At 74.3% G+C, this 22,657-nt stretch carries 25 protein-coding genes and 1 pseudogene; 15 read left to right on the top strand and 11 right to left on the bottom strand.

The features are described 5' to 3' along the window. Positions 1–38 precede the first annotated feature (38 nt). Positions 39–416, bottom strand: coding sequence for a toxin Doc (locus GL259_RS35105; protein ID WP_159537506.1), 378 nt, complete (start codon positions 414–416; stop codon positions 39–41). 3 nt (positions 417–419) lie between these two features. Next, positions 420–665, bottom strand: coding sequence for a hypothetical protein (locus tag GL259_RS35100; protein ID WP_159537504.1), 246 nt, complete (start codon positions 663–665; stop codon positions 420–422). Between the two features lie 88 nt (positions 666–753). Between GL259_RS35100 and GL259_RS35095 the strand changes: the two genes are divergently transcribed. After that, positions 754–1,110 carry a hypothetical protein gene (locus GL259_RS35095; protein ID WP_347814637.1) on the top strand — a complete coding sequence of 119 codons (357 nt, stop codon included), beginning with the start codon at positions 754–756 and terminating at the stop codon, positions 1,108–1,110. Here GL259_RS35095 and GL259_RS35090 read toward each other — a convergent pair. Beyond that, complete coding sequence (locus GL259_RS35090; RefSeq protein WP_159537502.1) at positions 1,107–3,350, bottom strand: glycoside hydrolase family 9 protein; 2,244 nt, start codon at positions 3,348–3,350, stop codon at positions 1,107–1,109. The two genes, GL259_RS35095 and GL259_RS35090, sit on opposite strands and share 4 nt — an antisense overlap. A gap of 244 nt (positions 3,351–3,594) precedes the next feature. On the opposite strand from GL259_RS35090, the gene GL259_RS35085 reads away from it, so the two are divergent. Further along, positions 3,595–5,976 carry a SpoIIE family protein phosphatase gene (locus tag GL259_RS35085; RefSeq protein WP_159537500.1) on the top strand — a complete coding sequence of 794 codons (2,382 nt, stop codon included), beginning with the start codon at positions 3,595–3,597 and terminating at the stop codon, positions 5,974–5,976. Positions 5,977–6,035: 59 nt separating this feature from the next. Beyond that, on the top strand, positions 6,036–6,701 hold the full coding sequence (locus GL259_RS35080) for a DUF4232 domain-containing protein (protein WP_159537498.1): 666 nt from the start codon (positions 6,036–6,038) through the stop codon (positions 6,699–6,701). Positions 6,702–6,761: 60 nt separating this feature from the next. Here the strand turns inward: GL259_RS35080 and GL259_RS35075 are convergent, their stop codons facing one another. Beyond that, positions 6,762–7,220, bottom strand: a complete 459-nt coding sequence (locus GL259_RS35075; protein WP_159537496.1) for a nuclear transport factor 2 family protein — start codon at positions 7,218–7,220, stop codon at positions 6,762–6,764. 115 nt (positions 7,221–7,335) lie between these two features. Between GL259_RS35075 and GL259_RS35070 the strand changes: the two genes are divergently transcribed. The 3 genes from GL259_RS35070 (at position 7,336) to GL259_RS35060 (ending at position 9,362) form a co-directional block, all read left to right on the top strand. Then, positions 7,336–7,887: a TetR/AcrR family transcriptional regulator gene (locus GL259_RS35070; RefSeq protein ID WP_159537494.1), complete on the top strand. Its 552-nt coding sequence runs from the start codon at positions 7,336–7,338 to the stop codon at positions 7,885–7,887. A 217-nt stretch (positions 7,888–8,104) separates the two neighbouring features. Then, positions 8,105–8,737 (top strand): LysE family transporter, encoded by a 633-nt coding sequence (locus GL259_RS35065; RefSeq protein ID WP_159537492.1) that lies wholly within the window; start codon positions 8,105–8,107, stop codon positions 8,735–8,737. Positions 8,738–8,912: 175 nt separating this feature from the next. Then, positions 8,913–9,362, top strand: a complete 450-nt coding sequence (locus tag GL259_RS35060; RefSeq protein WP_159537490.1) for a nitroreductase family deazaflavin-dependent oxidoreductase — start codon at positions 8,913–8,915, stop codon at positions 9,360–9,362. Between the two features lie 135 nt (positions 9,363–9,497). On the opposite strand, the gene GL259_RS35055 is transcribed toward GL259_RS35060, so the two are convergent. Further along, positions 9,498–10,427, bottom strand: coding sequence for a cation diffusion facilitator family transporter (locus GL259_RS35055; RefSeq protein ID WP_159539216.1), 930 nt, complete (start codon positions 10,425–10,427; stop codon positions 9,498–9,500). A 134-nt stretch (positions 10,428–10,561) separates the two neighbouring features. On the opposite strand from GL259_RS35055, the gene GL259_RS35050 reads away from it, so the two are divergent. Together GL259_RS35050 and GL259_RS35045 are read left to right on the top strand one after the other, a co-directional pair. Continuing rightward, positions 10,562–11,587, top strand: coding sequence for a glutathione S-transferase C-terminal domain-containing protein (locus GL259_RS35050; RefSeq protein WP_159537488.1), 1,026 nt, complete (start codon positions 10,562–10,564; stop codon positions 11,585–11,587). Positions 11,588–11,637: 50 nt separating this feature from the next. Further along, the gene (locus GL259_RS35045) at positions 11,638–11,940 is read left to right on the top strand and encodes a DUF4235 domain-containing protein (RefSeq protein WP_166461599.1); all 303 of its coding nucleotides are present in this window, start codon (positions 11,638–11,640) and stop codon (positions 11,938–11,940) included. A gap of 118 nt (positions 11,941–12,058) precedes the next feature. On the opposite strand, the gene GL259_RS35040 is transcribed toward GL259_RS35045, so the two are convergent. Both GL259_RS35040 and GL259_RS35035 read right to left on the bottom strand, forming a co-directional pair. Next, positions 12,059–12,451, bottom strand: coding sequence for a VOC family protein (locus GL259_RS35040; protein WP_159537486.1), 393 nt, complete (start codon positions 12,449–12,451; stop codon positions 12,059–12,061). 156 nt (positions 12,452–12,607) lie between these two features. After that, on the bottom strand, positions 12,608–13,576 hold the full coding sequence (locus GL259_RS35035; RefSeq protein WP_159537484.1) for a helix-turn-helix domain-containing protein: 969 nt from the start codon (positions 13,574–13,576) through the stop codon (positions 12,608–12,610). Between the two features lie 71 nt (positions 13,577–13,647). On the opposite strand from GL259_RS35035, the gene GL259_RS35030 reads away from it, so the two are divergent. Both GL259_RS35030 and GL259_RS35025 read left to right on the top strand, forming a co-directional pair. After that, on the top strand, positions 13,648–14,598 hold the full coding sequence (locus GL259_RS35030; RefSeq protein WP_159537481.1) for an NADP-dependent oxidoreductase: 951 nt from the start codon (positions 13,648–13,650) through the stop codon (positions 14,596–14,598). Between the two features lie 235 nt (positions 14,599–14,833). Then, entirely contained in the window at positions 14,834–15,214 is a 381-nt protein-coding gene (locus tag GL259_RS35025; protein ID WP_243762484.1) for an anti-sigma factor antagonist, read from the top strand. 12 nt (positions 15,215–15,226) lie between these two features. On the opposite strand, the pseudogene GL259_RS39145 reads toward GL259_RS35025, so the two are convergent. Beyond that, positions 15,227–15,349: pseudogene (locus tag GL259_RS39145) on the bottom strand (ribose-phosphate pyrophosphokinase); the annotation flags it as partial. 215 nt (positions 15,350–15,564) lie between these two features. On the opposite strand from GL259_RS39145, the gene GL259_RS35020 reads away from it, so the two are divergent. Together GL259_RS35020 and GL259_RS35015 are read left to right on the top strand one after the other, a co-directional pair. Further along, entirely contained in the window at positions 15,565–16,227 is a 663-nt protein-coding gene (locus GL259_RS35020) for a DUF4230 domain-containing protein (RefSeq protein ID WP_159537477.1), read from the top strand. 48 nt (positions 16,228–16,275) lie between these two features. Continuing rightward, a complete protein-coding gene (locus GL259_RS35015) occupies positions 16,276–16,821 on the top strand; it encodes a VanZ family protein (RefSeq protein WP_159537475.1) in 546 nt (181 codons plus the stop codon). Positions 16,822–17,640: 819 nt separating this feature from the next. On the opposite strand, the gene GL259_RS35010 is transcribed toward GL259_RS35015, so the two are convergent. Together GL259_RS35010 and GL259_RS35005 are read right to left on the bottom strand one after the other, a co-directional pair. Beyond that, positions 17,641–17,877: a hypothetical protein gene (locus GL259_RS35010; RefSeq protein ID WP_159537473.1), complete on the bottom strand. Its 237-nt coding sequence runs from the start codon at positions 17,875–17,877 to the stop codon at positions 17,641–17,643. Positions 17,878–17,951: 74 nt separating this feature from the next. Continuing rightward, on the bottom strand, positions 17,952–18,761 hold the full coding sequence (locus GL259_RS35005) for an SDR family oxidoreductase (RefSeq protein ID WP_159537471.1): 810 nt from the start codon (positions 18,759–18,761) through the stop codon (positions 17,952–17,954). Positions 18,762–19,035: 274 nt separating this feature from the next. Between GL259_RS35005 and GL259_RS35000 the strand changes: the two genes are divergently transcribed. The 3 genes from GL259_RS35000 (at position 19,036) to GL259_RS34990 (ending at position 22,346) form a co-directional block, all read left to right on the top strand. Further along, on the top strand, positions 19,036–19,692 hold the full coding sequence (locus tag GL259_RS35000; RefSeq protein WP_159537469.1) for an HAD family hydrolase: 657 nt from the start codon (positions 19,036–19,038) through the stop codon (positions 19,690–19,692). 61 nt (positions 19,693–19,753) lie between these two features. Continuing rightward, positions 19,754–20,968: an aromatic acid exporter family protein gene (locus GL259_RS34995; RefSeq protein WP_243762483.1), complete on the top strand. Its 1,215-nt coding sequence runs from the start codon at positions 19,754–19,756 to the stop codon at positions 20,966–20,968. A gap of 346 nt (positions 20,969–21,314) precedes the next feature. After that, positions 21,315–22,346, top strand: a complete 1,032-nt coding sequence (locus GL259_RS34990) for an SDR family oxidoreductase (RefSeq protein ID WP_159537468.1) — start codon at positions 21,315–21,317, stop codon at positions 22,344–22,346. A gap of 32 nt (positions 22,347–22,378) precedes the next feature. Here the strand turns inward: GL259_RS34990 and GL259_RS34985 are convergent, their stop codons facing one another. Continuing rightward, on the bottom strand, positions 22,379–22,639 hold the full coding sequence (locus tag GL259_RS34985) for a hypothetical protein (RefSeq protein WP_159537467.1): 261 nt from the start codon (positions 22,637–22,639) through the stop codon (positions 22,379–22,381). Between the last annotated feature and the right edge of the window lie 18 nt (positions 22,640–22,657).

Raw genomic sequence — 22,657 nt, 5'->3', positions numbered from 1 at the left:
GCCCTCGGCCGGCGGCCCCGGAAGGGCCCGCGCCCCTCTCAGATCTGCCAGGACCGCAAACGGTCCGCCGCGCCGTAGACGTCCGTCGTACCGGACATCAGATCGCGGGCGAGGTCGACGAGGGCGCCGTAGGGCGGGTCGATGCCGACGCCGCTGACGAACATGTACGCCACCGCCGTGGCGCAGGCGAAGCGGGCGTTGGCCGACGGCAGCGGGCGGAGCACGGCGAGGGTGTGCAGCAGAGCCGCGGCCCGCCAGGCCGGGTCGGAGTCCACGCCGAGGCGGGGCGGGTCGACCCGGTGCCGGGCCACGGCGGCGACCAGCGCGGAGAAGTCGTTGATGGTGGGCTGGTCCGGGAGGACCTCCTCGTGCCGCTGGAGCAGCCAGGGCACGTCGATGTGCAGGACGGGAGCCATCGGTCAGGCGGCCCGTCCCGCACTCCCGGCGGGGTGTTCGTCGTCCGGGAACGCGGCGGCGAACTCGTCGGCGTGGGACGCGAAGAAGCGGCGGAACTCCTCCGCGCCCTCCTGCAGCGCGCGGTGGCGGGCTATGTCGGCCGCGGCCGCCTCCCGCACGAGCGCCTTCATGGACGTACCGCGCTCCTTGGCGATCTGCCGCAGGTCCTCCAGCTCGCGGTCGCTGAACTCCACATTGAGAGCAGGCATGCCCCTACGGTACCGCTCGGGTACTGACACGTAAATAACCCCAGCTCAGACGGCATACCGAGAGGTACCTGCCGGGACACGGACGGAAATGGATCAGCCTCTGCCCGGTGCTGCCGGCGGCAACGACGTCGTCGCGACCCGGTTCCACCCGTCGGTCAACACGGTGACGTGGGCGGTGCGGATCGCGGTGTTCGTGGTCCCGGCGGTGGTGTTCGCCGTCACCCGGCGCGTCTGCCCGGGCCTCCGGTCGCGCGACCGGGAACCGGTGGCGCACGGCGGGGCGACCGGCGTGGTCAAGCGGCTCCCGCACGGCGAGTACGTCGAGGTCCACGAGCCGCCCGACCGGGCCCGGCTGCACACCCCGGCCGCCCACGAACGGCCCGCGGAACCCGTGGAGCACGGGCCGGCGGCGAAGCGGCCGCCGGCCCGGCGGCGAAGCGGTTAGCCCTGGTCGGCCACGAAGGAGGCCATGCGGGTCAGGGCGGCGTTCCAGTTGATGGTGTGTTCGTTGGTGGACCAGGACTGGATGTCGTCGATGAAGCAGAACTGGGCGACGCAGCCCTGGAGCTTGGACTGGGCGTAGGGGTCCTGGATGCTGGAGTTGGGTCCGCCGGACAAGGTGCCGGCGGGCGGGCTCGGCAGGTTCGGGTCGAGCTGGCGGGCGTACCAGCGGCTGTGCTGGTTGTGCGCGTGGACCTCGCCGTAGCCGGTGACGTACGAGATGTTCAGGGCGTTGCGGCCCAGGATGTAGTCCATGCTCTGCAGCGCGCCGTCACGGTACTTCGCGGCGCCGGTGAGGTCGTAGGCGGTGGCGAGGACGACCGCGTTGTTGAGGATCTGGTGGCTGGAGCCCCAGTCGTAGACGTTGTCGGCCGGCGCGTACGGCATGCCGTACGGATGGGCCCTGAGCGTGGCCAGGTAACGGTCGGCGCCCTTGACGACGGAGCGGCGGACCGCGTCCCGGCCGGGCAGCTTGTTCGGCACGGTCGCCAGGTCGAGCCGGCCGGCCGCCGCGGTGCGCGACCAGTCGAAGCCGAGGGGGCCGAAGATGTCGGCGGTGTGCACCGGGGAGTTCAGCACGTACTCCTTGAACTGCTTCTCGCCCGTGGTGAGGTACAGCTCGGCCGCCGCCCAGTAGAACTCGTCGGTGACGTCGCCGTCGGGGTAGGCGCCGCCGCCGATGCCGTCGTCCGGGTCGGCGTACCTCTCCGGGTGGGCGAGGGCCGCCGTCCACGCCTGGCGTGCGGCCGCCAGGGCCTTCGCGGCGAACTCCTCGTCGTGGGGCCGGTACAGGCGCGCCGCCTGGGCGGCCGTGGCCGCCAGGTTCAGGGTGGCGGCGGTGGTCGGCGGGTGCAGTTCCCGCTTCTGCGGGTCGTCGCTGGGCAGCAGCGGCAGCCCGGTCCACTGCTCGTCGTGGATCTTGTGGTGGGCCATGCCGGCCAGCGGCTCGCCCTCGGGCACCTGCATCTTCAGCAGGAACTCCAGCTCCCAGCGGGCCTCGTCGAGGATGTCCGGCACCCCGTTGCCGCTCTCCGGGATGTCCAGGGTGCCGTCGCCGAGCCTGTCCGCCTGCCCGGTGCGGGCGTGCCGGGCGCGTTCGTAGGTGCTCAGCACCTCCCAGGTGCTGATGCCTCCGTTGACGACGTACTTGCCGTGGTCGCCGGCGTCGTACCAGCCGCCGGTGACGTCCAGCGTGTAGTCGCAGACGCCCGGCTGGCAGGGCACGTCGCCGTCGCCCCGGTTGGGTGCCACGTCCACGTGTCCGGCCGGGCGGCCGTAGCCGGGGCGCAGGTCGTCGCGGATCTCGGTGCCGCTGCGCTGGGTGTAGTAGTACTTCGCCGAGTCCAGCCGCAGCCGCTCGTAGGCGCTCGCGCCGATGTCGAAGGGCCGGCTCGTCTCGCCGTCCGCGGTCAGCGTGTAGCCCTCGCCGCGCCCGCGGAAGCCCCCGAAGTCGATGGAGTGGACGTTCTGCCCGGAGGAGGCGTCCACGCCGCGCGGCACGGTCCAGCCCTGCCGGACCACGTCGCCGTCGGCGTCCTTCAGCTGCCAGGGCAGGCGCTCGCCGGCGTCGGTGACGAGGGTGGCGTTCTTCGGCCCGGCGGGCAGGTAGGCGACCTGGTTGACGCGGACCCGGGGCCCGGTGTCGGGCACGTACGGCTCGGGCTCGACCCCGCCGAGCAGGGACACGTCGTCCACGCAGAAGCGCCAGGGGTCGGCGCTGCCGCCGAGCTGGAAGCCGACCTGGCCCTGGGCGGTGTCGACGGGGGAGGTGAAGGTGTAGGTGTACGTGTCGCCGGAGACGCTGAGCTGCGGGGTGACCTCGTGGTAGGTGTCGTACGGGGCCACCGACAGGCCGACGATCGCCCGGACGGCGTGGCCCGCGGGCGAGCCGGTCGCGGTGAAGGAGAAGCGGTACGACTCCCCCTTCACCAGCGTGATGTCGTTCTGGCCGACGGCGGCGTCCCAGCGGTTGGCGGTGCCGCCGGGGACGTCCGCGCACAGGCGGCCCTCGGACGGGCCCGCGGTGACGTTCGCCGAGGCCCACCAGGGGTCGGTGCCGGTGTCGAAGGTGCCGTTCCTGACCTGCTCGACCTCGTCGGCCCCGGCGGGTGCGGCGGGCAGCGCGGTGAGCGCGGTCGCCAGCAGGCCGGTCAGGGACAGCAGAGCGGTTCTGCGTCTGTTCACGTCTGGGCTCCTCTGGAGGAGGTGCGGGTGGCGCGGGAAGGGGCACACACGGTATGGGAGCGCTCCCATGTCCGGTGCGCAGACCATCGTTGTGGCAGGGGTGACATCCCGTCAACGGTTGGGACGGGACTGCACGACGGGGCGGCCGGAACGGGGTTCCGCTCCACGGCGGGCCGTGACGCACTAGGCTGGAACTCAGGCGGTACACCGGTTCACGGTGAGTGTGCGCGATGGAGTGGCGACGATGAGGCCGGACGACCCGTTCGACGATGCCGTGACGGCCCGGGCCGTCATCGCCGCCGACGGCACGCTCGCACGGTGGAGCGAGGGCGCGCGCCTGCTGCTGGGCCACACCGCCGAGGAGGTCGTCGGCCGCCCGGCCGCCGACCTGCTGGCCGACCCCGCCGACATGCCCCGTCCCCCGGAGAACGCGCGCTGGAGCGGCTCGCTCGCGCTGCGGCACCGCGGCGGCGACACCGTCACCGTGTGGGTGCTCGCCCACCGCAGACAGCCGGAGGACGGCGGTCCCGGTGACTGGCTCGCCGTCACCCCGCTGGAGGTCACGGAGCACGCGCTGCCCGACGACCCGCTGGTCAGGACGGCCGTGTTCCAGTCGCCCTGCGCCACCATGGTCTTCGACGAGCGGCTGCGGCTGCGCGGGCTCAACGACGCCATGGCGGACCTCCTCGGGCTCCCGGCCGACCACCTGCGGGGACTCAAGCCCACCGACATCGGCGGCCGGCCCCAGCACTCCGAGCTGGAGGAGCACATGCGCCGGGTGCTGCGCACCGGCCGGCCGCACGACATGCAGACGTACATGAAGGCCACCGGCGAGGACCGCCCGCACGCCTGGCTGGCCCGGCTCGCGCCGCTCACCGACGGCTCCGGCCGGGCGCGGGGCGTGTGCGTGACGGCCCACGACTTCACCGAGCAGTTCCGGGCCCGGGAGCGGCTGCAGCTGGTCAACGAGGCCAGCATCCGCATCGGCACCACCCTCGACGTCACCCGTACGGCGCAGGAGCTGGCGGAGGTGTGCGTGCCCGCGCTCGCCGACTTCGTCAGTGTGGACCTGCTCGAGCCCGAGGAGCCCGGCGGTGACCCCTCCGGGCCGCTGACCACGCCGGTCTCGCTGCGCCGGGTCGCCCACCACTCCCTCACCCCGGGCAGTCCCGAGTCGATCGCCGAGGCCGGCGAGGTGGTCGTCTACCCGGCCGCCGCGCCCCACGCCGACTCGCTGATCGCCGGTCACAGCGTCGTGGCCTCGGTGGAGTCCGGTGACCTGGACCCGTGGCTCGCGGTCGACGAGGCGCGCGCCCGGCAGATCCGGGAGTTCGGGGTCCACTCGATGCTGTCCGTCCCGCTCCAGGCCCGGGGCACCACCCTCGGCGTCGCCGCCTTCACCCGCTTCCGGCGCCCCGATTTCTTCACCCACGACGACGTGCTGCTGGCCGAGGAGGTCACCGCCCGCGCCGCCGTCTGCATCGACAACGCCCGCCGCTACTCCCGCGAGCGCGAGACCACCCTCACGCTCCAGCGCAGCCTGCTGCCGCGCACCCTGCCGCGCACGGCCGCCGTGGAGGCGGCCACCCGCTACCTGCCGGCCGCCCGCTCCGGTGTGGGCGGCGACTGGTTCGACGTGATCCCGCTGTCCGGGATGCGGGTGGCCATGGTGGTCGGGGACGTCGTCGGCCAGGGCATCCAGGCCTCCGCGACCATGGGCCGGCTGCGCACCGCCGTGCGCACCCTCGCCGACATCGACCTGGCCCCCGACGAACTGCTCGCCCACCTCGACGACCTGGTCCAGCACCTGTCGCACGAGTGGGGCAGCGACACCTCCCCCAGCGAGGTCGGCGCGACCTGTCTGTACGCGGTGTACGACCCGGTGTCACGGCGCTGCACCCTGGCGCGGGCGGGGCACCTCCCGCCGGTGCTGATCCCGCCGGGCGGCCCGGCCCGGCAGCTCGACCTGCCCTCCGGTCCGCCGCTGGGCACGGGGGGACTGCCCTTCGAGTCGGCCGAGTTCGAACTGCCCGAGAACACGGTGCTGGCGTTCTACACCGACGGACTGGTCACGGCCCCCGCACGGGACATGGAGGTCGGTCAGGCCCTGCTCCGCGAGGCGCTGTCGAACGCCTCCGGCTCGCTCGACGAGACCTGCGACCGCGTCCTGCACACCCTGCTCGTCTCGGGCGGACCCCCCGACGACGTGGCCCTGCTGCTGACCCGTACGCACGGACTGCCGTCGTCGCAGGTCGCCACCTGGGACATCCCCGCGGACCCGGCGCTGGTCGCCCCCGTCCGCAAGCAGGTCCTCGACCAGCTGGCCGACTGGGCGCTGACCGAGGCGTCGTTCACCGCCGAGCTGGTGGTGAGCGAGCTGGTCACCAACGCCATCCGGTACGGGGCCCCGCCGATCCGGCTGCGGCTGATCCACGACGCCTCGACGCTGATCTGCGAGGTGTCCGACACCAACCACACGGCCCCGCACCTGCGGCGGGCCAAGACCTGGGACGAGGGCGGCCGGGGACTGCTGCTGGTCGCACAGCTCACCCAGCGCTGGGGCAGCAGGCACACGGCCGAGGGCAAGACCATCTGGGCGGAGATGACGGTGGTGGACGAGATGTGAGGCGCCCGGCCGGGCGCGGACGACCGTACGTGAGGGATCCCTACGGGCGGGAGCGAGGCATGGCGAACAGGACACGGCGCGCGGTCGCGCCGGCCGCGGGCGCGCTGGCCGTACTGGGCGCACTGGCCGCCTGCGGCACCGGGAGCGGTGCGGCGGACGCCTCCCCGCGGCCCGCGGCGCTCACCGGCCGGACGGGCGGCGACGCCGCCCCGGCCTCCCCGAGCGGGGCCACGCCCTCCTCGCGTGAAGCCCCCGCCTCCCCGAGCGACGCGGCCGCGCCGGCCACCGGGCGCACGGACCGCCCGGAAACCCGGTGTCACACCTCCGAGCTGAGGGCCGCCGTCGGGCGCGTGGACCCGGGGGCGGGACAGCGCAACTTCCCCGTGGTGCTGACGAACGTCTCCTCCCGCGCCTGCACGCTGTACGGCTATCCGGGCGCCGCCTTCGTGAACGCCGCCGGCGAGCAGCTGGGCCCGGACCCGAAGCGCTCCCCCGGCGACGCGGCCACCGTCACGCTGGCCCCCGGCGGGAGCGCCTGGTCGGGACTGCGGTACGCGAGTCCCGGGGTGAGCGGCGCCCGCACGGCCACCCCGGCGGCGCTCCTGGTCACCCCGCCGGACGAACGGGAACCGCTGAAGGTGCCGTGGAAGGCCGGCCCGGTCCCGGTCGCCGGCAACGCGTCCGCGGTGTTCCTCACGGTGCTCGAGCCGGGCGACGGTCCCTGACCCCCGCGGGGGCGGGCGCCCCGGCCCCTCCCCCGGCGTCCGCGGCGGAGGTCCCTGCCCTCACCGGACCGGGAGGCCGCGGCCCCGCTCCGACTCGGGGCGCGGCCCCAGGATGCGGCGGTCCCGCTCCGCGATCGGCACGTCGTTGATGCTCGCCTCGCGCCGGGTCATCAGGCCGTGCTCGTCGAACTCCCACAGTTCGTTGCCGTACGAGCGCCACCACTGGCCGTCGGCGTCCCGGCACTCGTACTGGAAGCGCACCGCGATGCGGTTGCCGTCGAAGGCCCAGAGGTCCTTGCGCAGCGCGTACTCCCGCTCGCGCTCCCACTTGGCGGTCAGCAGCTCGGTGATCGCGGCGCGGCCGGTGACGAAGGTGTCGCGGTTGCGCCACACCGAGTCCGGCGCGTAGGCGAGGGCGACCCGGTGCGGATCGCGGGTGTTCCAGGCGTCCTCGGCTGCCTGGACCTTCTGCGCGGCGGTCTCGCGGGTGAACGGGGGCAGGGGCGGGCGAACGGTCACGGTGTCTCCCTGGAGAGGGGCGGCGGGCCGGGCGGGACGCGCGGAGAACGAGCGTTCTCCGCGCCCCTGCTACCGTAGGAGAACGCTCGTTCTCACGTCAAGGAGTGGTCGGTCCATGGACAGTGCGGTCGCCCGCGAGCGGGCCCTGGACGCCGCGGAGGAGCTGTTCTACGGGCGCGGGGTGCACTCCGTCGGCATGGACGAGGTGCGCGGCGCGTCCGGGGTCTCCCTCAAGCGGCTCTACCAGCTCTTCCCCTCGAAGGAACTGCTGGTGGAGGCCTATCTGGAACGGCGTGACACCCGCTGGCGCGAACGGCTCGCCGCCCATGTCGACCGGCACGGGGATCCGCGGCGGCGCGTCCTGGCCGTCTTCGACCGGCTCGAGGAGTGGTTCGCCGAACCGGACTTCCGCGGCTGCGCCTGGATCAACGCCCACGGAGAGCTCGGCGCCACCTCCCCCCGTGTGGCCGCCCAGGTCCGGGCGCACAAGCGGGCGTTCCACGCGTACCTCGCCCGGCTCGTCGCCGACGCCGGACTGCCCGGAGCGCTGGCCGGGCAGCTGTACCTGCTGGCCGAGGGGGCGATGGTCACCGCGGGCATCACGCGCACCACGGAGCCCGCGGCCCGGGCCCGCGAGGCGGCGGTCCTGCTGCTGCGGGCGGCGTGAGCCCCCACGGCGGGCGGCGGGCGGCGCGGAACCCGGCGGCCCGCCCGGCCCGGCGGCGGCGCGCTCCCCCGGAAAACCGGTTGTCCGTCCCGGGCGTCCGGCCCCAGGATCCCGCCATGCGCACGTTCCGCACCCCGACACCGCTGTCCGGCACCGCCCCCGCCGCGGGCCGACAGCGGCAGCCCGGCGGGCGGGGAGGTCCGACGCCGCCGCGCCCGTGACGGCCGCCCTGGTCGCGGGGCTGCTCGCCGGGTACGGCATCGCCGTCCCCGTCGGTGCCGTCGGGACCTATCTCGTCTCCCTCACCGCCCGCACCTCCCTGCGCACCGGAGTCTGCGCGGCCCTCGGCGTCGCCACGGCCGACGGGCTGTACGCCCTCGCGGCCACGGTCGGCGGCTCCGCCCTGGCGTCGGTGCTGCGGCCCGCGCTGGGGCCGCTGCGCCGGGTCTGCGTGCTGGTGCTGCTGGCGCTGGCGGCGTGGGGAGCGGTCACCGCGGTACGGCGGTACCGCGACCACCGGCTCACCGCCCGCTCCGACCCCGCTCCCCCGAGCCCCGCCCGGGCGTATCTGGCGCTGCTCGGGATCACCCTGCTCAACCCCACCACCGTGATCTACTTCGCGGCGCTCGTGCTCGGCTCCCGGGGCGGGCGGGCGGCCGGGCCCGTGGAGCAGGCCGTGTTCGTGACGGCGGCGTTCGCCGCGTCCGCGAGCTGGCAGGTGCTGCTGGCCGGGGGCGGCGCCCTGCTGGGCCGGGCACTGACCGGCCGCCGGGGACGCCTGGTGACCGCCCTGGTGGCGAGCGGGGTGATGACGGCACTCGCGGTACGCATGGCGATCGCTCCCGCCTAGACGGGCCGTCCGGGTGCCGGGCCGCCGGCCCCTGGTGGTGGACGGCGTCGGCGCGATCACCTCCGGGGTCGCGGGCCGGCCCGCGGGAGCCCTCCCGGTGCGGATGCGTTCCGGGTGCGGGAGCGTTGTGCGTGTGATCGAGTCGGTTTCAGGATGCGACGACGGGACGGTTGCCATGCCTCTCGAGGGCGAGTACGAACCCAGTCCGACGCGGTGGGTGCGCGAGCAGGTGGAACTGTACGAGGGTTCCGGCGGTGTGGAGGGGACGACCCTGCCGGGTACGGACCGGCCCGTCGTCCTGCTGACCAGCCGGGGCGTGAAGAGCGGCAAGCTGCGCAAGACGCCGGTGATGCGGGTCGAGCACGAGGGGCGCTACGCGGCCGTGGCGTCGCTGGGCGGAGCGCCCAGGCACCCGGTCTGGTACCACAACCTCAAGGCCGATCCGCGTGTCGAGCTCCAGGACGGCCCGGTGAAGCGGGACATGACGGCCCGCGAGGTCACGGGGGACGAGAAGGCCGAGTGGTGGAGGCGTGCCGTCGCGGCCTATCCGCCGTACGCCGACTACCAGAAGAAGACGGACCGGGAGATCCCGGTCTTCGTGCTGGAGCCGGGCGACGAGGGCTGACGTCGGGGACGCCCGCACGAGCGTCCGGCACGCCCGGTGTGCCGGACGCTCGTGCGGACGGGGGAATTCTCCGCGGCCGGCGCGATTTCCTGCGGCCCGGTGCGCATGGGACGCCGTCCGCCGGGCACACGTGAGTCAGGCCCCGCCGCGTTCCCCCGTCGCGGCGGGGCTTTCCCATGCCTCCTGCGCGTCGGGGGCACGCCGGTCGGTGACGTCGAGGAAGACCTGTTCCGCCTCGGGGAACACACCGGTGATGGACCGCTTGATGCGCACGGCGACCTCCTCCACCTGCTCGCTGTCCAGGCCTGGCACCAGGTCGACACGGGCGGCCACCAGCACGGTGTCCAGGCCCGTCTTCATCGTGAACAGCGCCTCCACGCTGTCGATCTCCGGCTGCGCCCGGAGCAGCGCCCGGATCCGCCCGCTCGCCTCCGGGTCCGCGGCCTCGCCGATCAGCTGGTCGCGGGCCTCGCGCCCCAGCCGGTAGGCCACGTAGACCAGCAGCGCGCCGATGGCGAGCGAGGCGGCCGCCTCCCACACCACCTGCCCGGTGGCCATGTGCAGCCCCATGCCCACGGCGGCCAGGGTGACGCCCACCACCGCGGTTCCGTCCTCGGCGACCACCGTGCGCAGCGCCGGATCGCGCAGCCCCCGGTCCGCACCGCCCTGCCGGCGCACCTGGTACAGGGCCCGCAGCAGTGAGCCGCCCTCGGCGAGGAGGGCCACGCCGAGCACGACCAGTCCGGCCACATAGCCGTCGAGCTCCTCCTCGCCGCCGGTCCTGAGGGCCTCGACGCCCTGGTAGAAGGAGAAGCAGCCGCCCATCACGAAGATCCCGACGGCGGCGAGCAGCGACCAGAAGAACCGTTCCTTGCCGTATCCGAAGGGGTGGCGCCGGTCGGCCGGGCGCCGGCTGCGCCGCAGCGCGGCCAGCAGGAACACCTCGTTCAGACTGTCGGCCACCGAGTGCGCCGCCTCCGACAGCAGGGCCGGGGAGGCCGCGGCCAGGCCTCCGACGGCCTTGGCGGCCGCGATCACCAGGTTGGCGGCGAGGGCCACCAGCACGGTGACCCGGGTTCTGCGATCCGATCGTGTACTCACGTCGGCCGATTGCCCCGGTCGGACCGGGGCACACCGTGCCGATCGCGGAAAACGGGGAACGTGGTGACAGGAACATCCGCACGGCGAAGGAGAGCACCATGGCCCGCGACGACGGGGGCGGCGGCAACAGCTCCTACGGCAGGAAGGCGTTCAAGCGGTCGAAGGCGCACTTCGCGGACCGGATCACCGCCGACGGCAGGGACGGGTGGCCGGTGGAGGCCGGGCGCTACCGGCTCGTCGTCAGCCGTGCCTGCCCGTGGGCGAGTCGGGCGCTGGTGTCCCGGCGGCTGCTCGGGCTCGAGGACGCCCTGTCCCTGGCCGTCGCCGACCCCGTCCAGGACGACCGCAGCTGGCGCTTCACCCTGGATCCGGACGGCCGCGACCCGGTCCTGGGCATCCGGTACTTGAGCGAGGCGTACGACCGGCGGGAGACGGACCACCCGGGCGGGGTGAGCGTGCCGGCGGTCGTGGACGTGCCCAGCGGGAAGCTGGTCACCAACGACTACCAGCGGATCACCCTCGACCTCGCCACCGAGTGGACGGCCCTGCACCGCGAGGGGGCGCCCGACCTGTATCCGCGGGAGCGGCGCGACGAGATCGACGCGGTGGCGGCGGACGTCTTCGAGGACGTCAACAACGGGGTGTACCGGGCGGGCTTCGCCACCGGCCAGGAGGAGTACGAGGCCGCGTGCGCGGGCGTGTTCCGGCGGCTGGAGCTGCTGGCGGAGCGGCTGGAGGGGCAGCGGTACCTGGTCGGCGACACCATCACCGAGGCGGACATCCGCCTGTTCACCACGCTGGTGCGGTTCGACGCCGTGTACCACGGCCACTTCAAGTGCAACCGGTGGAAGCTGACGGAGAACCGGGTGCTGTGGGCGTACGCCCGTGACCTGTACCAGACGCCCGGCTTCGGCGACACCGTCGACTTCGACCACATCAAGCGGCACTACTACCAGGTGCACACCGGGATCAACCCGTCCGGCATCGTGCCGCTCGGCCCGGACCTGTCCGGCTGGCTGACGCCCCACCACCGTGAGGAGCTGGGCGGCCGGCCGTTCGGGGACGGGACCCCGCCCGGGCCGGTGCCGGCCGGCGAGGAGGTTCCGGCACGGGGCCGTCCCTGACCGCCCCGACCCCACTCATCCACCGAAGGAAGCGGACCTAGGAGATCCACGTGGCGAAGAGCAAGAAGAAGAAACTCCCCCTGGCGTACAAGCCCATCGGGTTCGCCCTGGGCTGGACGAGCGGTACCCTGGCGGGGCTCGCCTTCCAGAAGACCTGGAAGATGATCCGGCACGAGGACAACGCGCCCGACGCGCTGGACCGGGACCGCCGTTGGGGCGAGATCCTGCTGGCCGCGGCGATCCAGGGCGCCATCTTCGCGGTGGTGCGCAGCGCCGTGGACCGTGCGGGCGCCAAGGTCATCGAGCGCTCCACCGGTGTCTGGCCGGCCCCGGACAAGGGCGGCCGCGACTGACCCGTCCGCAACCGCCCCTCCCGGCCGCTCCGTTCTTCTCGGAGCCGGTCCGGGAGGGGCGGACGTGTGTGGCGCCGCCGCGCCGTCGCGCCGCGCGGCGACGGGCCGTCCCTGTCGGTCATCCCTGTTTGGGCGCCGTCGGTGCTCCCCGGCGGACCGTGAAGGAGTGGCCGGCCGGGTCGGCGTAGCCCCGCTCCTCCGTGGGGCCGGACGCGTCGCCCGCTTCCATCGGGCGGCCGCCGAGGCCCACGATCCGGCGTTCCACCGCGTCCAGGTCGTCCACCACGAACTCCAGGTGCGCCTGGAGGGAGTTCTCCGGGCGGGGCCAGCTCGGCGGGGTCGCGTTGACGTCACGGCGCAGGGCCAGGCGGAAGCCGCCGGCGGCCCGGATCTCCACCCGGTTGGCATGGGCCTCGACCTCCTCCGCCGCCAGCAGCTCCTTGTAGAAGGCGGCGAGTTTCTCGGGTTCGGCGCAGTCGAGCACCACGACGCCCGCAGTCACCAGTGCCATGTCTCCTCCGCAGGGTCCGGGGCGCGGGGCGCTCCTGCCCCGCCCGGTAGGTGACGCCTATCCCCGCTCGCCGGATTCAGTCGGGTCCCGCACCCGGTGGCTCCGGGGAGGGCTGCGCGGCTCGAGTCCCCTGCGCGGCAACGGAGTTCGTCTCGTTCAGCATGCCGTCCGGAACGTACGGCGGTAGGCCTGCGGCGACACCCCTATGGCGGCGTGCAGGTGCCGGCGCAGCGAGGTGCCGGTGGCGAAGCCGACCCGGCCGGCGATCTGGTCCACCGTCAGGTCACTGGACTCCAGCAGGTGCCGGGCCCGGGCGACGCGCTGCTGGATCAGCCAGCGGCCGGGGCTGAGGCCCACCTCGTCGTGGAAGCGGCGGGCGAAGGTGCGCCGGCTCATCCGGGCGTGGCCGGCGAGGTCGGCCAGCACCAGTGGTTCGCCGAGGCGTTCCAGCGCCCAGGCGCGGGTGGCCGCCGTGCTCGTGGCGCCCTGCTCGGGGACGGGCTGTTCGATGTACTGGGCCTGGCCGCCGTCCCGGAACGGCGGGACGACGCAGCGCCGGGCGACCGCGTTGGCCAGCCGGCTGCCGTGGTCCTCGCGGACGAGGTGGAGGCAGACGTCCACCCCGGACGCGGCTCCGGCGGAGGTCAGGATCCGGCCGTCGTCGACGAAGAGGACGTCCGGGTCGAGTTCGACGTGCGGGTACATGCGCCGGAACAGCCCGGTGAGCTGCCAGTGGGTGGTCGCCCGCCGCCCGTCGAGGAGACCGGCCGCGGCGAGCACGAAGGCACCGGTGCAGATGGAGACGATGCGCGCCCCGGGACGGATGAGCGCGAGGGCCGCCGCCATCTCGCCCGGCAGTCCGTCGGTCACCCGGTCGGGTGAAACCGGTGCGACCACGACCGTGTCCGCCGTGGCCAGCACCTCGGGGCCGTGGTCGACGGTGATGCCGAAGTCGGCGTTGCTGCGCACCGGCCGCCCGTCGACGGTGCACGTCAGCACCTCGTACCGGCCGTCGGCGGCGCCGAGGATCCGGGCGGGGATGCCGAGCTCGAAGGGATAGACGCCGTCGAGGGCGAGGACCACGACCCGTTCGGTGCGGGGTGCCGCGCGCTTGGTCTGCCGCATGGCACGATCTTATCGGAGGGCGGCAATCTTGCCACTACCCGATCAGCGGCCGGCCCGGCAGGCTGGACGGCATGAGCAACGACAACACGATGCGAGCCATCGGCCAGGACGTCCTCGGCGGTCCCGAGGTCCTGAAGGAAGTACGGCTCCCGCGCCCGGCGCCGCGCCCGAACGAGGTACTGGTGCGGGTGCGGGCGGCGGGGGTCAACCCCACCGACTGGAAGCACCGCGAAACGGGCGGGTTCCTCGGCGCTCCGCCGTTCGTGCTCGGCTGGGACGTCTCCGGAGTGGTGGAGGAGGTGGGCATCGGCGTCGCCCTGTTCGAGCCCGGCGACGAGGTCTTCGGCATGCTGCCCTACCCGTTCGGACACGGCTCGCACGCCGAGTACGTGACCGCTCCGGCCCGCGCCTTCGCCCGGAAGCCGGCCGGCGTCGACCACGTCCAGGCGGGCGCGCTCCCGCTGGTCTCGCTCACCGCCTGGCAGGCCCTGGTCGAGCGGGCCGACCTGCGGCCGGGGCAGCGGGTGCTGATCCACGCGGCGGCCGGCGGGGTCGGTCATGTGGCCGTGCAGATCGCGAAGGCGCGCGGCGCGCACGTGATCGGCACGGCGAGCGCGGGCAAGCACGACTTCCTGCGCGGCATCGGCGTGGACGAGCCGGTCGACTACCGGGAGACGGACTTCGCCGAGGTGGTGAAGGACGCCGACGTGGTGCTGGACACGATCGGCGGCGACTACGCGCTGCGTTCCCTGCGCGTGCTGCGCCCGGGCGGGATCGTGGTGTCGATCCTGCCGGTGGGGTCCCCGGAGTTCCACGAGGAGGCCGAACGGCTCGGGGTCCGGGCGGTGCGCATGCTGGTGGACGCCGATCACACCGGTATGCGGGCGATCGCCGGGCTGGTCGAGGAGGGCCGGCTGCGCGCCACGGTCGCCGACACGTTCCCGCTCGCCGACGCCGCCGAGGCGCACCGCCGGGGCGAGACCGGCCGGACCACGGGGAAGCTGGTGCTGGTGATCGACTGACCGCCGCCGGAGAGCGGGTACGGACGGGACCGGACCCTCCGTACCCGCGCCCCTGCCCGTACCCGCACCGCGCACGCGCCCCGTGAAACCTTGGAAGAACTCGGTCGCAATTCGAAGACATATGTCAATCGAACATGCTCAGATTCCCTCGATCGAGGGTAACTTGCAGGACGGGGAACGGTGTTGGAGCCGATCCCCGCCCTCATGTACGGAGCAGGCTGGAGGCGATGGCGTCGTGCGGTACGAACCTGCGCCGCTGACCCGGCATCTGCGCGTCCGCCAGGACCGGGGACACACGGTGCTGGAGTTCCGCGGCGAGATCGACATCGCCGCGGCCGAGGAGATCGCCCCGCACCTGGACGCGGCGACGGCGGCCCCGGACGCCCGGATCGTGATCGACCTGACCGGGATCGAGTTCTTCGACTGCTCCGGCCTGCGCCTGCTGTTCCGGGCCCGGCACCGGGTCCTGGCCGGGCAGGGCCGCCTGTGTCTCGTCTGCACCCACCCGCTGACCCTGCGCATGCTGCGGATCACCGGCCTGACCCGCCTGCTGCCCCCGCGCCCGACGCTGGACGCCGCCCTGGGACAGCCCGAGTCCACGTCCGGTCCGGTGTGACGGCGGGAGCTCCACCCGGAGGGAGCGGGGGCCCGGTTCCCGCAGCCGCCCGAGCGGTCCGGGCGCCGTGCCGCCCTCGGCGATCTCGTCGTCCAGGACGATGACGTCCCTCCCGGCCGCCCCGCCGACGGCGGAACGCGGCGGTGTCGCGCACGGCCGGCTCCTCGCACGATCGGATCGGCCGGGAGGCCCGTGCCGCCGGCCCGGACCCGGTTCCGGTCCGCCGCTCCCGCGCCCGTGGTGCGGAGCGTGCGCCCTCCATGCTTCCGGCGATGTCCCGCCTCCTCCAAGTTCCTTGTCTGGCCCGGTTGCTGAGGGGCATCCGGACAGGAGGAAGGAGGTTCGCCGCCATGACGACTCCCCTCAGGGGTCTCCCCACCCGCGTCCCGGGCTGGGTGAAGGCGCTGATCGCACTGGTGGTGCTGCTCGCCGTGCTGTTCGCCGGAATCCGGCTGAGTGTGCTGCCGGGGCTGAAGGACCTCTTCGGCACTCAGACCCACGACCGCTCCGGCCCCGCGCTGCTGGAGTCCGTCCAGGACATCAGCCGTTACGAGGCGGCCTCGGGGAACTTCCAGGTCGTGGTGGACCTGGAGAAGGACGCCCGGTTCCTGCCCGACGCGGTCCGCGGCAGCCGCACGCTGTACGTGGGCGCGGGCACCGTCGACGCCTACGTCGACCTCGGCAAGCTGGACGAGGACGACGTGCGGGTCGACGACGACCGTACGTCCGCCACGCTGCGGTTGCCCCACGCCCGCCTGGGCACCCCGGCGCTGGACCCCGAGCGTTCCTATGCCGTCTCCAAGCAGCGCGGCCTGCTCGACCGCCTCGGAGACCTCTTCTCGGACAATCCCAACGGCGAACAGGCCGTGCAGAAACTCGCGGTGCGGCACATCGGCGACGCCGCGCGGGAGAGCGGGCTGACCGCGCGGGCCGAGGCCAACACCACGGAGATGCTCGAAGGCCTGCTGCGTTCCCTGGGGTTCGAGAAGGTACGGGTCACCTACGGCGACTGACCGGGCGACCGGCGCACCACACGACGAAGCAGACGACTGGAGGACCGAATGTCCCGTGCCGCCCCACATCCGCACTCCCAGGTGCGCCGGCGTTCCCGCCCGCCCGGGCGCGGAGCCGGGGACGAAAGCGAGCGGCGTCCGCTCCCCCTGCCGCTGAGGCTGCTGGCGATGCTGTGCGCGTTCGCGTTCATGGTCGTCTTCGCGGTGGTCCTGGCCCGGCTCACGCTGCAGCCCTCCCCCGCCTCGGAGGCGCTGACCCACACCAACCTGCATCCGGGCCGCTCGCTGCGGGCCTATCTCGACCAGCCCGCGCTGCGCGACGCCGTGCGCCAGGTCGGCGGCAACATCCTGCTCGGTGTGCCCTTCGGCGTCCTCGCACCGGTCGTCGCACCGCGGACGCGCGGGTTCCTGCGGATCCTCGCGCTGACCGCCGTCGTGATGCTGCTGGTGGAGTGCGCGCAGGGCGTCCTGGTGACGGGCCGCGCCTTCGACATCGACGACGTCATCCTGAACACCTGCGGGGCCCTGATCGGTTACCTGCTCGTGGGGCGGCGGATGAGCCGGGCCGTGCACGCGCGCAGGCCGAAGCAGTGACCGCGGGCCCGCGCACGTCACCGCGCCCGGGCACCGCGCGCGCGGTACGGCGGCACCGCTCCGGCGCAGCGTGAACGTGCTTGCCCGGGCTCCGCGCCACTACCCGCTTCGAGGGCGACGGCTGTACGGAGGGCCGCCCTGGTCCGCCTCGCCGGAGCCTCGGTGTCCAAGCCCGGGGCCATGCCGGCCGGGGTGGAGGGAGCCTACGAGGAGGCGCGGGGACGGATCGGCGTCGAGCCAGGCTCCGAGGGCTGGGCGCTGTGGAACACCCGGAGCGGCGGTGACCTGAAGGTGCCCGTGGCGGTGTCCGCCGTCGAGACGGCCGAGGGGCTGTTCGAGAACCGGGCACGCGGGAGGGCGCTCGATCCGGTTGCACCGCTGCCGTCCCGGATCGCCCTCGTCCGCCGGGGCCGGACAGGACCGGTGACGTTCTCGCCCCGCGGCGTCAGCCGGACGGGCCCGGGCGGTCGGCCGCTGTCCCGGCCGTGTCCCTTCGACGGGCCGGTCGGTCGTCCCGACGGACCCGGCCCGTTCCGGACCGCGCACCGGCGGCCGACCGGACGGGCCGTCGACGGCCACGAGAACCCGGTGCCGGGCCGTGCGGTCGGCGGTGACCCGGAACCGGGGACGATCGGGGCGTACTTCCCCGGTCCTCCCCCGGCCCCGGCAGGCGCCGGGCTCCCGGATCAGTGCGGTGAGGCGCTCCGCGTCCTGCGCGACCGCGCGCCTGGTCGTCCTGGCCGCGTCCGCCGCAGTTCAGGGGCGAACACCACCGGGGCCCATTGCCTGCCCGGCCTTGTTCCGCTTTCGGAGCGCGTCCTAGTGCACGGTCCAGGTGAACTTGTCCCCGCCCACCCAGCGGACCACGTCCGGGTCGTCCAGGTCGTGGACCGTGATCCCGAACGCGGCGGCGGCCTGCAGCACATCGGTGACGGCCTTGGCCTCGCCGACCACCTGTCCGTCGATCTCCACGATCCGGAACGGCGGCGTCCCGGGCTGCACCCCGAGCACCATGATCCGCGGGTGCGACATGTACGGGCTCGCGCTTTCGGTCATGCCTAGAGGGTAGAGCGCGAGCCGCGCGAACGCGGTGTCACGGCCCCCGGGCCGCACCCCGGGGCCCGCGTCCCTCAGGGCCGCCGCCAGTCGTCGCTCGTCAGGTGCGAACCGGCCTGCGGGCCCATCCTGAGCATGCCGCCGTCCACGGTCCAGGACGCGCCGGTGACGTACGAGGAGTCGGGTCCGGCGAGGAAGGCGATGACGGCCGCGACCTCACGCGCGTCGCCGGGCCGCCCGAGCGGGACGCCGGGGCGGCTCTCGGTGTGCGGATCGGTGTCCTCCTGGCCGGTCATGGGTGTGGCGATCTCGCCCGGGGCGACCGCGTTGACGGTGATGCCGTGCTCGGCGAGCTCCAGCGCCATCACCTGGGTGAGCAGGCCCAGGCCGCCCTTGGCCGCGCAGTACGGCGCGGCGCCCACCCGGGGCTGGTGCTCGTGGACGGAGGTGACGTTGACGATGCGGCCCCCGCCGCCCTGCCGGATCATGTGCCGCGCCGCCTTCTGCCCGCACAGGAACGGGCCGACCAGATCGACGTCCAGGACCTCGCGGACCTTCTCCGGCTCCAGCTCGAGGAAGGGCGTCATCGTGCCCGTACCGGCGTTGTTGACCAGCACGTCGACACGGCCCAGACGTGCGCACAGCTCGTCGACGGTGTCCGCGGCGGCGGGCAGCCGGGTGAGGTCCATCTGCGCCACCTCCGCCCTCCGCCCGTGCGCCCTGACCTCCTCGGCCGTCCGCTCGGCGCCCTCGTGGTCGCTGTGCCAGGTGATGCCGACGTCCATGCCCGCGGCGGCCAGGCGCACGGCGGTGGCCCGGCCGATGCCGGAGTCGGCGCCGGTGATCACGGCGACCTTGCTGCTGGGGGCGGTGGGAGCGGACATGCGGGCCTCCTGATCCGTACGGGGTGGAACGTCGCATCGCAGTACCCGGGCGCGTACCGGACAAACCGCGCTTCCACCGTGCGGCCGTACGCGCGCCGCGGAACTCCGGAGCCGGGAGACGGCGACGGGTCCCTTCGGGACGTCGGACCGGATCGCGTTCCCGCCGGAGCGGGCGGGAGCTGCGGGCGCCGCCCGGGCCCTGGAGGGGCTGCCGGCGTGGCGGGCGGCTGGAGTGGTACCCGTGCGGCTCGTGAGGAGACGAAGGGACCACACCATGGAACGGGCGGCCGTGTTCGACGTCGACGGCACTCTGGTCGACACCAACCACCTCCACGTGACGGCGTGGTGGGAGGCCTTCCGGCAGGCGGGCCACCGGGTGCCGATGCACGCCGTCCACCGGGCCGTGGGCCTGCCCTCCTCCGACCTGGTCGCCCATCTGCTGGGCGAGGACCGGGACCGGGACCGCGACGAGGAGCTGAGCGCCGCGCACAAGGCGCTGTACGGGCAGTACTTCGACCGGCTGCCCGCGTTGCCGGACGCCGGCCGGCTGCTCGAGCGGCTGCACCGGGACGGCTGGAAGGTCGTGCTCGCCACCTCGGCCGGCGGTGCCGAGCTGAGCGCGCTGCGCCGGGCGATCAACGCGGACGCGGCGATCACGGCCACGGCGAGCGCCGACGACGTCGACCGGGGCAAACCCTCGGCGGAACCCGTCGAGCACGCCCTGGAACTCGCCGGGGTGCCCGCGGAGCGCGCGGTGTTCGTCGGCGACACCGTCTGGGACATGCGCGCGGGCAGCCGCGCCGGGGTGCGCTGCGTGGGGGTGCTGTGCGGCGGCATTCCGCGCGCCGACCTGGAGGAGGCCGGCGCGGACGCGGTCTACGACGACCCGGCCCATCTCCTCGCCTCCCTGCCGGACAGCCCCCTGGCATGAGGTCGCACACGTGTGGGGTCGCGGGGCATGGGGCCCCGCCCGCCCGGGATACCCGCAGCGCATGACGCGTGTGAGGGAAGAGATACGGCTGGGGAAGACCGCACGGCAAGTGGCTCCGGTGTCGCGGGTGGCGGACGCCGCACGGCGGGACGCGCTGGCCGTCGGCCGGGCGGCGCGCGCCGTCCTGGAGGGGCCCGGGCGGGAGCGGGACCTGATCGTCCAGTCGCTGAAGGCCGCCGCGGCGGCGCTGCTCGCCTGGCTGGTGGCGCAGGTCTGGCTCGGCGACCCGATGGCGCTGATGGCGCCCTGGGTGGCGCTGGTCCTGGTGCAGGCCACCGTGTACAGCTCGCTGGTGCAGGCGGCCCGGCAGTTCACCGCGATCTGCGTCGGGGCCCTGGTCGCCTCGGGAGCCCAGGCGATCACCGACGACACGACGTGGGCCCTGGCGCTGTCCGTGCCGGTGCTGATGCTGCTGTCGAACTGGCCCCGCTTCGGCGACCAGGGCATCTACGCCGCCACCACGGCGGTGTTCACGATCGCCTCGGGAACGGTGAGCGCGGTCGCCGTGGGACACCGGCTGGGGCAGGCGGCGCTCGGCGCCCTCATCGGCGTGGCCGTCAACGCGCTCGTCCTGCCGCCGATCCATCTGCGGGACGTGCGGGAGAACCTGGCGGCGCTCGCCCGGGAGGCGGGTGACGTGCTGCGGACCGTCGCCGGGGACCTGCACGAGGGCGAGTGGGACGCGCAGACCGCCGCGGGCTGGCTGGACGCCTCGGCCCGGCTGCAGGGCCGCGTGGACGCGCTGCGCTCGGCCCGCGGCTGGAGCAAGGAGAGCCTGCGGCTGACCTCGGGCGCGCTGCGCGCCCTGCACCGGGCGCCGACCGCGGCCCTGCCGCCGGAGGACGAGGACGAGCGGTTCGGCCGTGTCTCCGGGCACATCGCGGCGCTCGTCCGCACCCTGGCGGTGGCCGCCGACGAGGACCGCACCCCCACCCCGCCCGACGCGGAGGTCCTGCGCTGCTACGCCGAGCTGCTGGACCTGCTCGGCGACACCTGCCACGCGGAGACCGAGCGCCTGCTGGACGGCGGCGGGCCGCCGGACGCCCGCCTGGACGAGCGGACCGAGTCGGTGATGCGGGAACTCCACGAGAGGCTTCAGGAGGGGCTGCGGGAACAGGCCGGGCGGGGCGCCGCGCGGACGGCCGTCCTGGGCACGCTGCTGCTCCAGGCGGAGAACCTCTGGGCCGAGCTCGACCCCGACGCCCGGGGCCGGTGAGGCCGTACGGCCCCGGGGCCGGAAGGACCGGGCCGCACGGTGCCGCGGGACGGGTGACGCACATCACCCCATAAGGGGCGGAAGGGTGGAACACCCGGGGGTGGTCTCCCGTTGAACAAGCCGTGGGTGCGGAGGGGACAGTGTCCCCGGGCCTCACCTTCCGCCCACAGGGACGATCGTTCGGCTGAAGCCCTGTGGAGCCTTTCGCCGAGAGGCGACCGCCCTCCGCGCCCACCCCACGACCGCCCCGACCGCGATCCCCCCGTCGCGGTCGGGGCCTCTTTTTGCGCCGGGCAGGAGGGGTACCCGGTCCGCCCCGCGGGAGCATCGGCCGAGAGGAGCGGAAGTGGGCAGCGGAACGGGCATGAGGGTCGTCGTCACGGGCGCCACCGGCAACGTCGGGACCAGCGTGGTGCGCGTGCTCTCGGAGGAGCCGGAGATCGGGTCCGTACGGGGGCTGGCCCGGCGGATCCCCGAGTGGTCGCCGCCGAAGACCGAGTGGTCGGCGGTGGACCTGGCCTCCCGGCGGTTCGACCTGGTGGAGGAGTTCACGGGCGCCGACGCGGTGATCCATCTGGCCTGGGCGTTCCAGCCGACGCACGACCCGGCGACCACCTGGCGCACCAATGTGCTCGGCAGCATCCGGGTGTTCGACGCGGCGGCGGAGGCACGGGTGCCGGTGCTGGTGCACGCCTCGTCGGTCGGGGCGTACTCACCGGGTTCGAAGGACCACGCGGTGACCGAGTCCTGGCCGACGCACGGCTGGCCGGACGCCGCGTACTGCCGCGAGAAGGCCTACCTGGAGCGGACCCTGGACACCTTCGAGCGCGATCACCCGGACATGCGGGTGGTGCGGATGCGGCCCGCGTTCCTCTTCAAGCGGGAGTCGGCGAGCGAGCAGCGCCGCATCTTCGGCGGACGCTTCCTGCCGGGCCCGCTGGCGCGGCCCGACCTGCTGCCCTTCCTCCCCGACGTCCCGGGGCTGCGGGTGCAGGCGCTGCACACCGACGACGCGGCCCACGCCTACCGGCTGGCGGTGCTGTCCGCCGACGCCCGGGACGCCTACAACCTCGCCGCGGAGCCGCCGGTCGACGCGGAACTGCTCGGCGAGATGCTCGGCACCCGCCGCGTCAGGCTGCCGCGCACCGCGGCCCGCTCGGCGATCGCCGCCGCCTGGGGGCTGCACCTGCTGCCCGCCTCCCCGCACCTGTTCGACGCCGTGCTGAGGCTGCCGCTGATGGACTGCACGCGGGCGCGTACGGAACTGGGCTGGCGGCCGACGCGTACGGCCACCGAGGTGGTGGAGGAGTTCCTGCAGGGCGTGCGGCAGGGCGCGGGCGCGGCCACGGAGCCGATGCGGGGCCGCAAGGCGGGCTGACGGCCCGGGCCGGACGCCCGGGCCCGCCCGGGCTACGCCGAGGACTCGTCGGGCGTGGGCTCCTCCGCGTCGCCGGAGGCCGGGCCCGGGGCGCCCTGCCGGCCCGTGCCGGCCTCGTCGGTGTCGGGGACGTCGGGCCCGGCGGACTCGCCGGACGCCTTTTCGCTCTCCCGCTCCGCGGCGGCGGGCGCGACCTCCCAGGGATCCTCACCGGCGCCGGCCTGCTGGTCGGGCAGGTCGCGGGGAATGCCCTCGCCGTTCTCGCCCGGTCCCTCGAGGCGGTGGTCGGTCACGACGGCTCCCTTCGTTCG

It is taken from the genome of Streptomyces sp. Tu 3180 (genome assembly GCF_009852415.1).
GTDB lineage: Bacteria > Actinomycetota > Actinomycetes > Streptomycetales > Streptomycetaceae > Streptomyces.
Note: the sequence above shows the minus strand (reverse complement) of the source record. Positions and strands in the feature narration are given on the sequence as shown.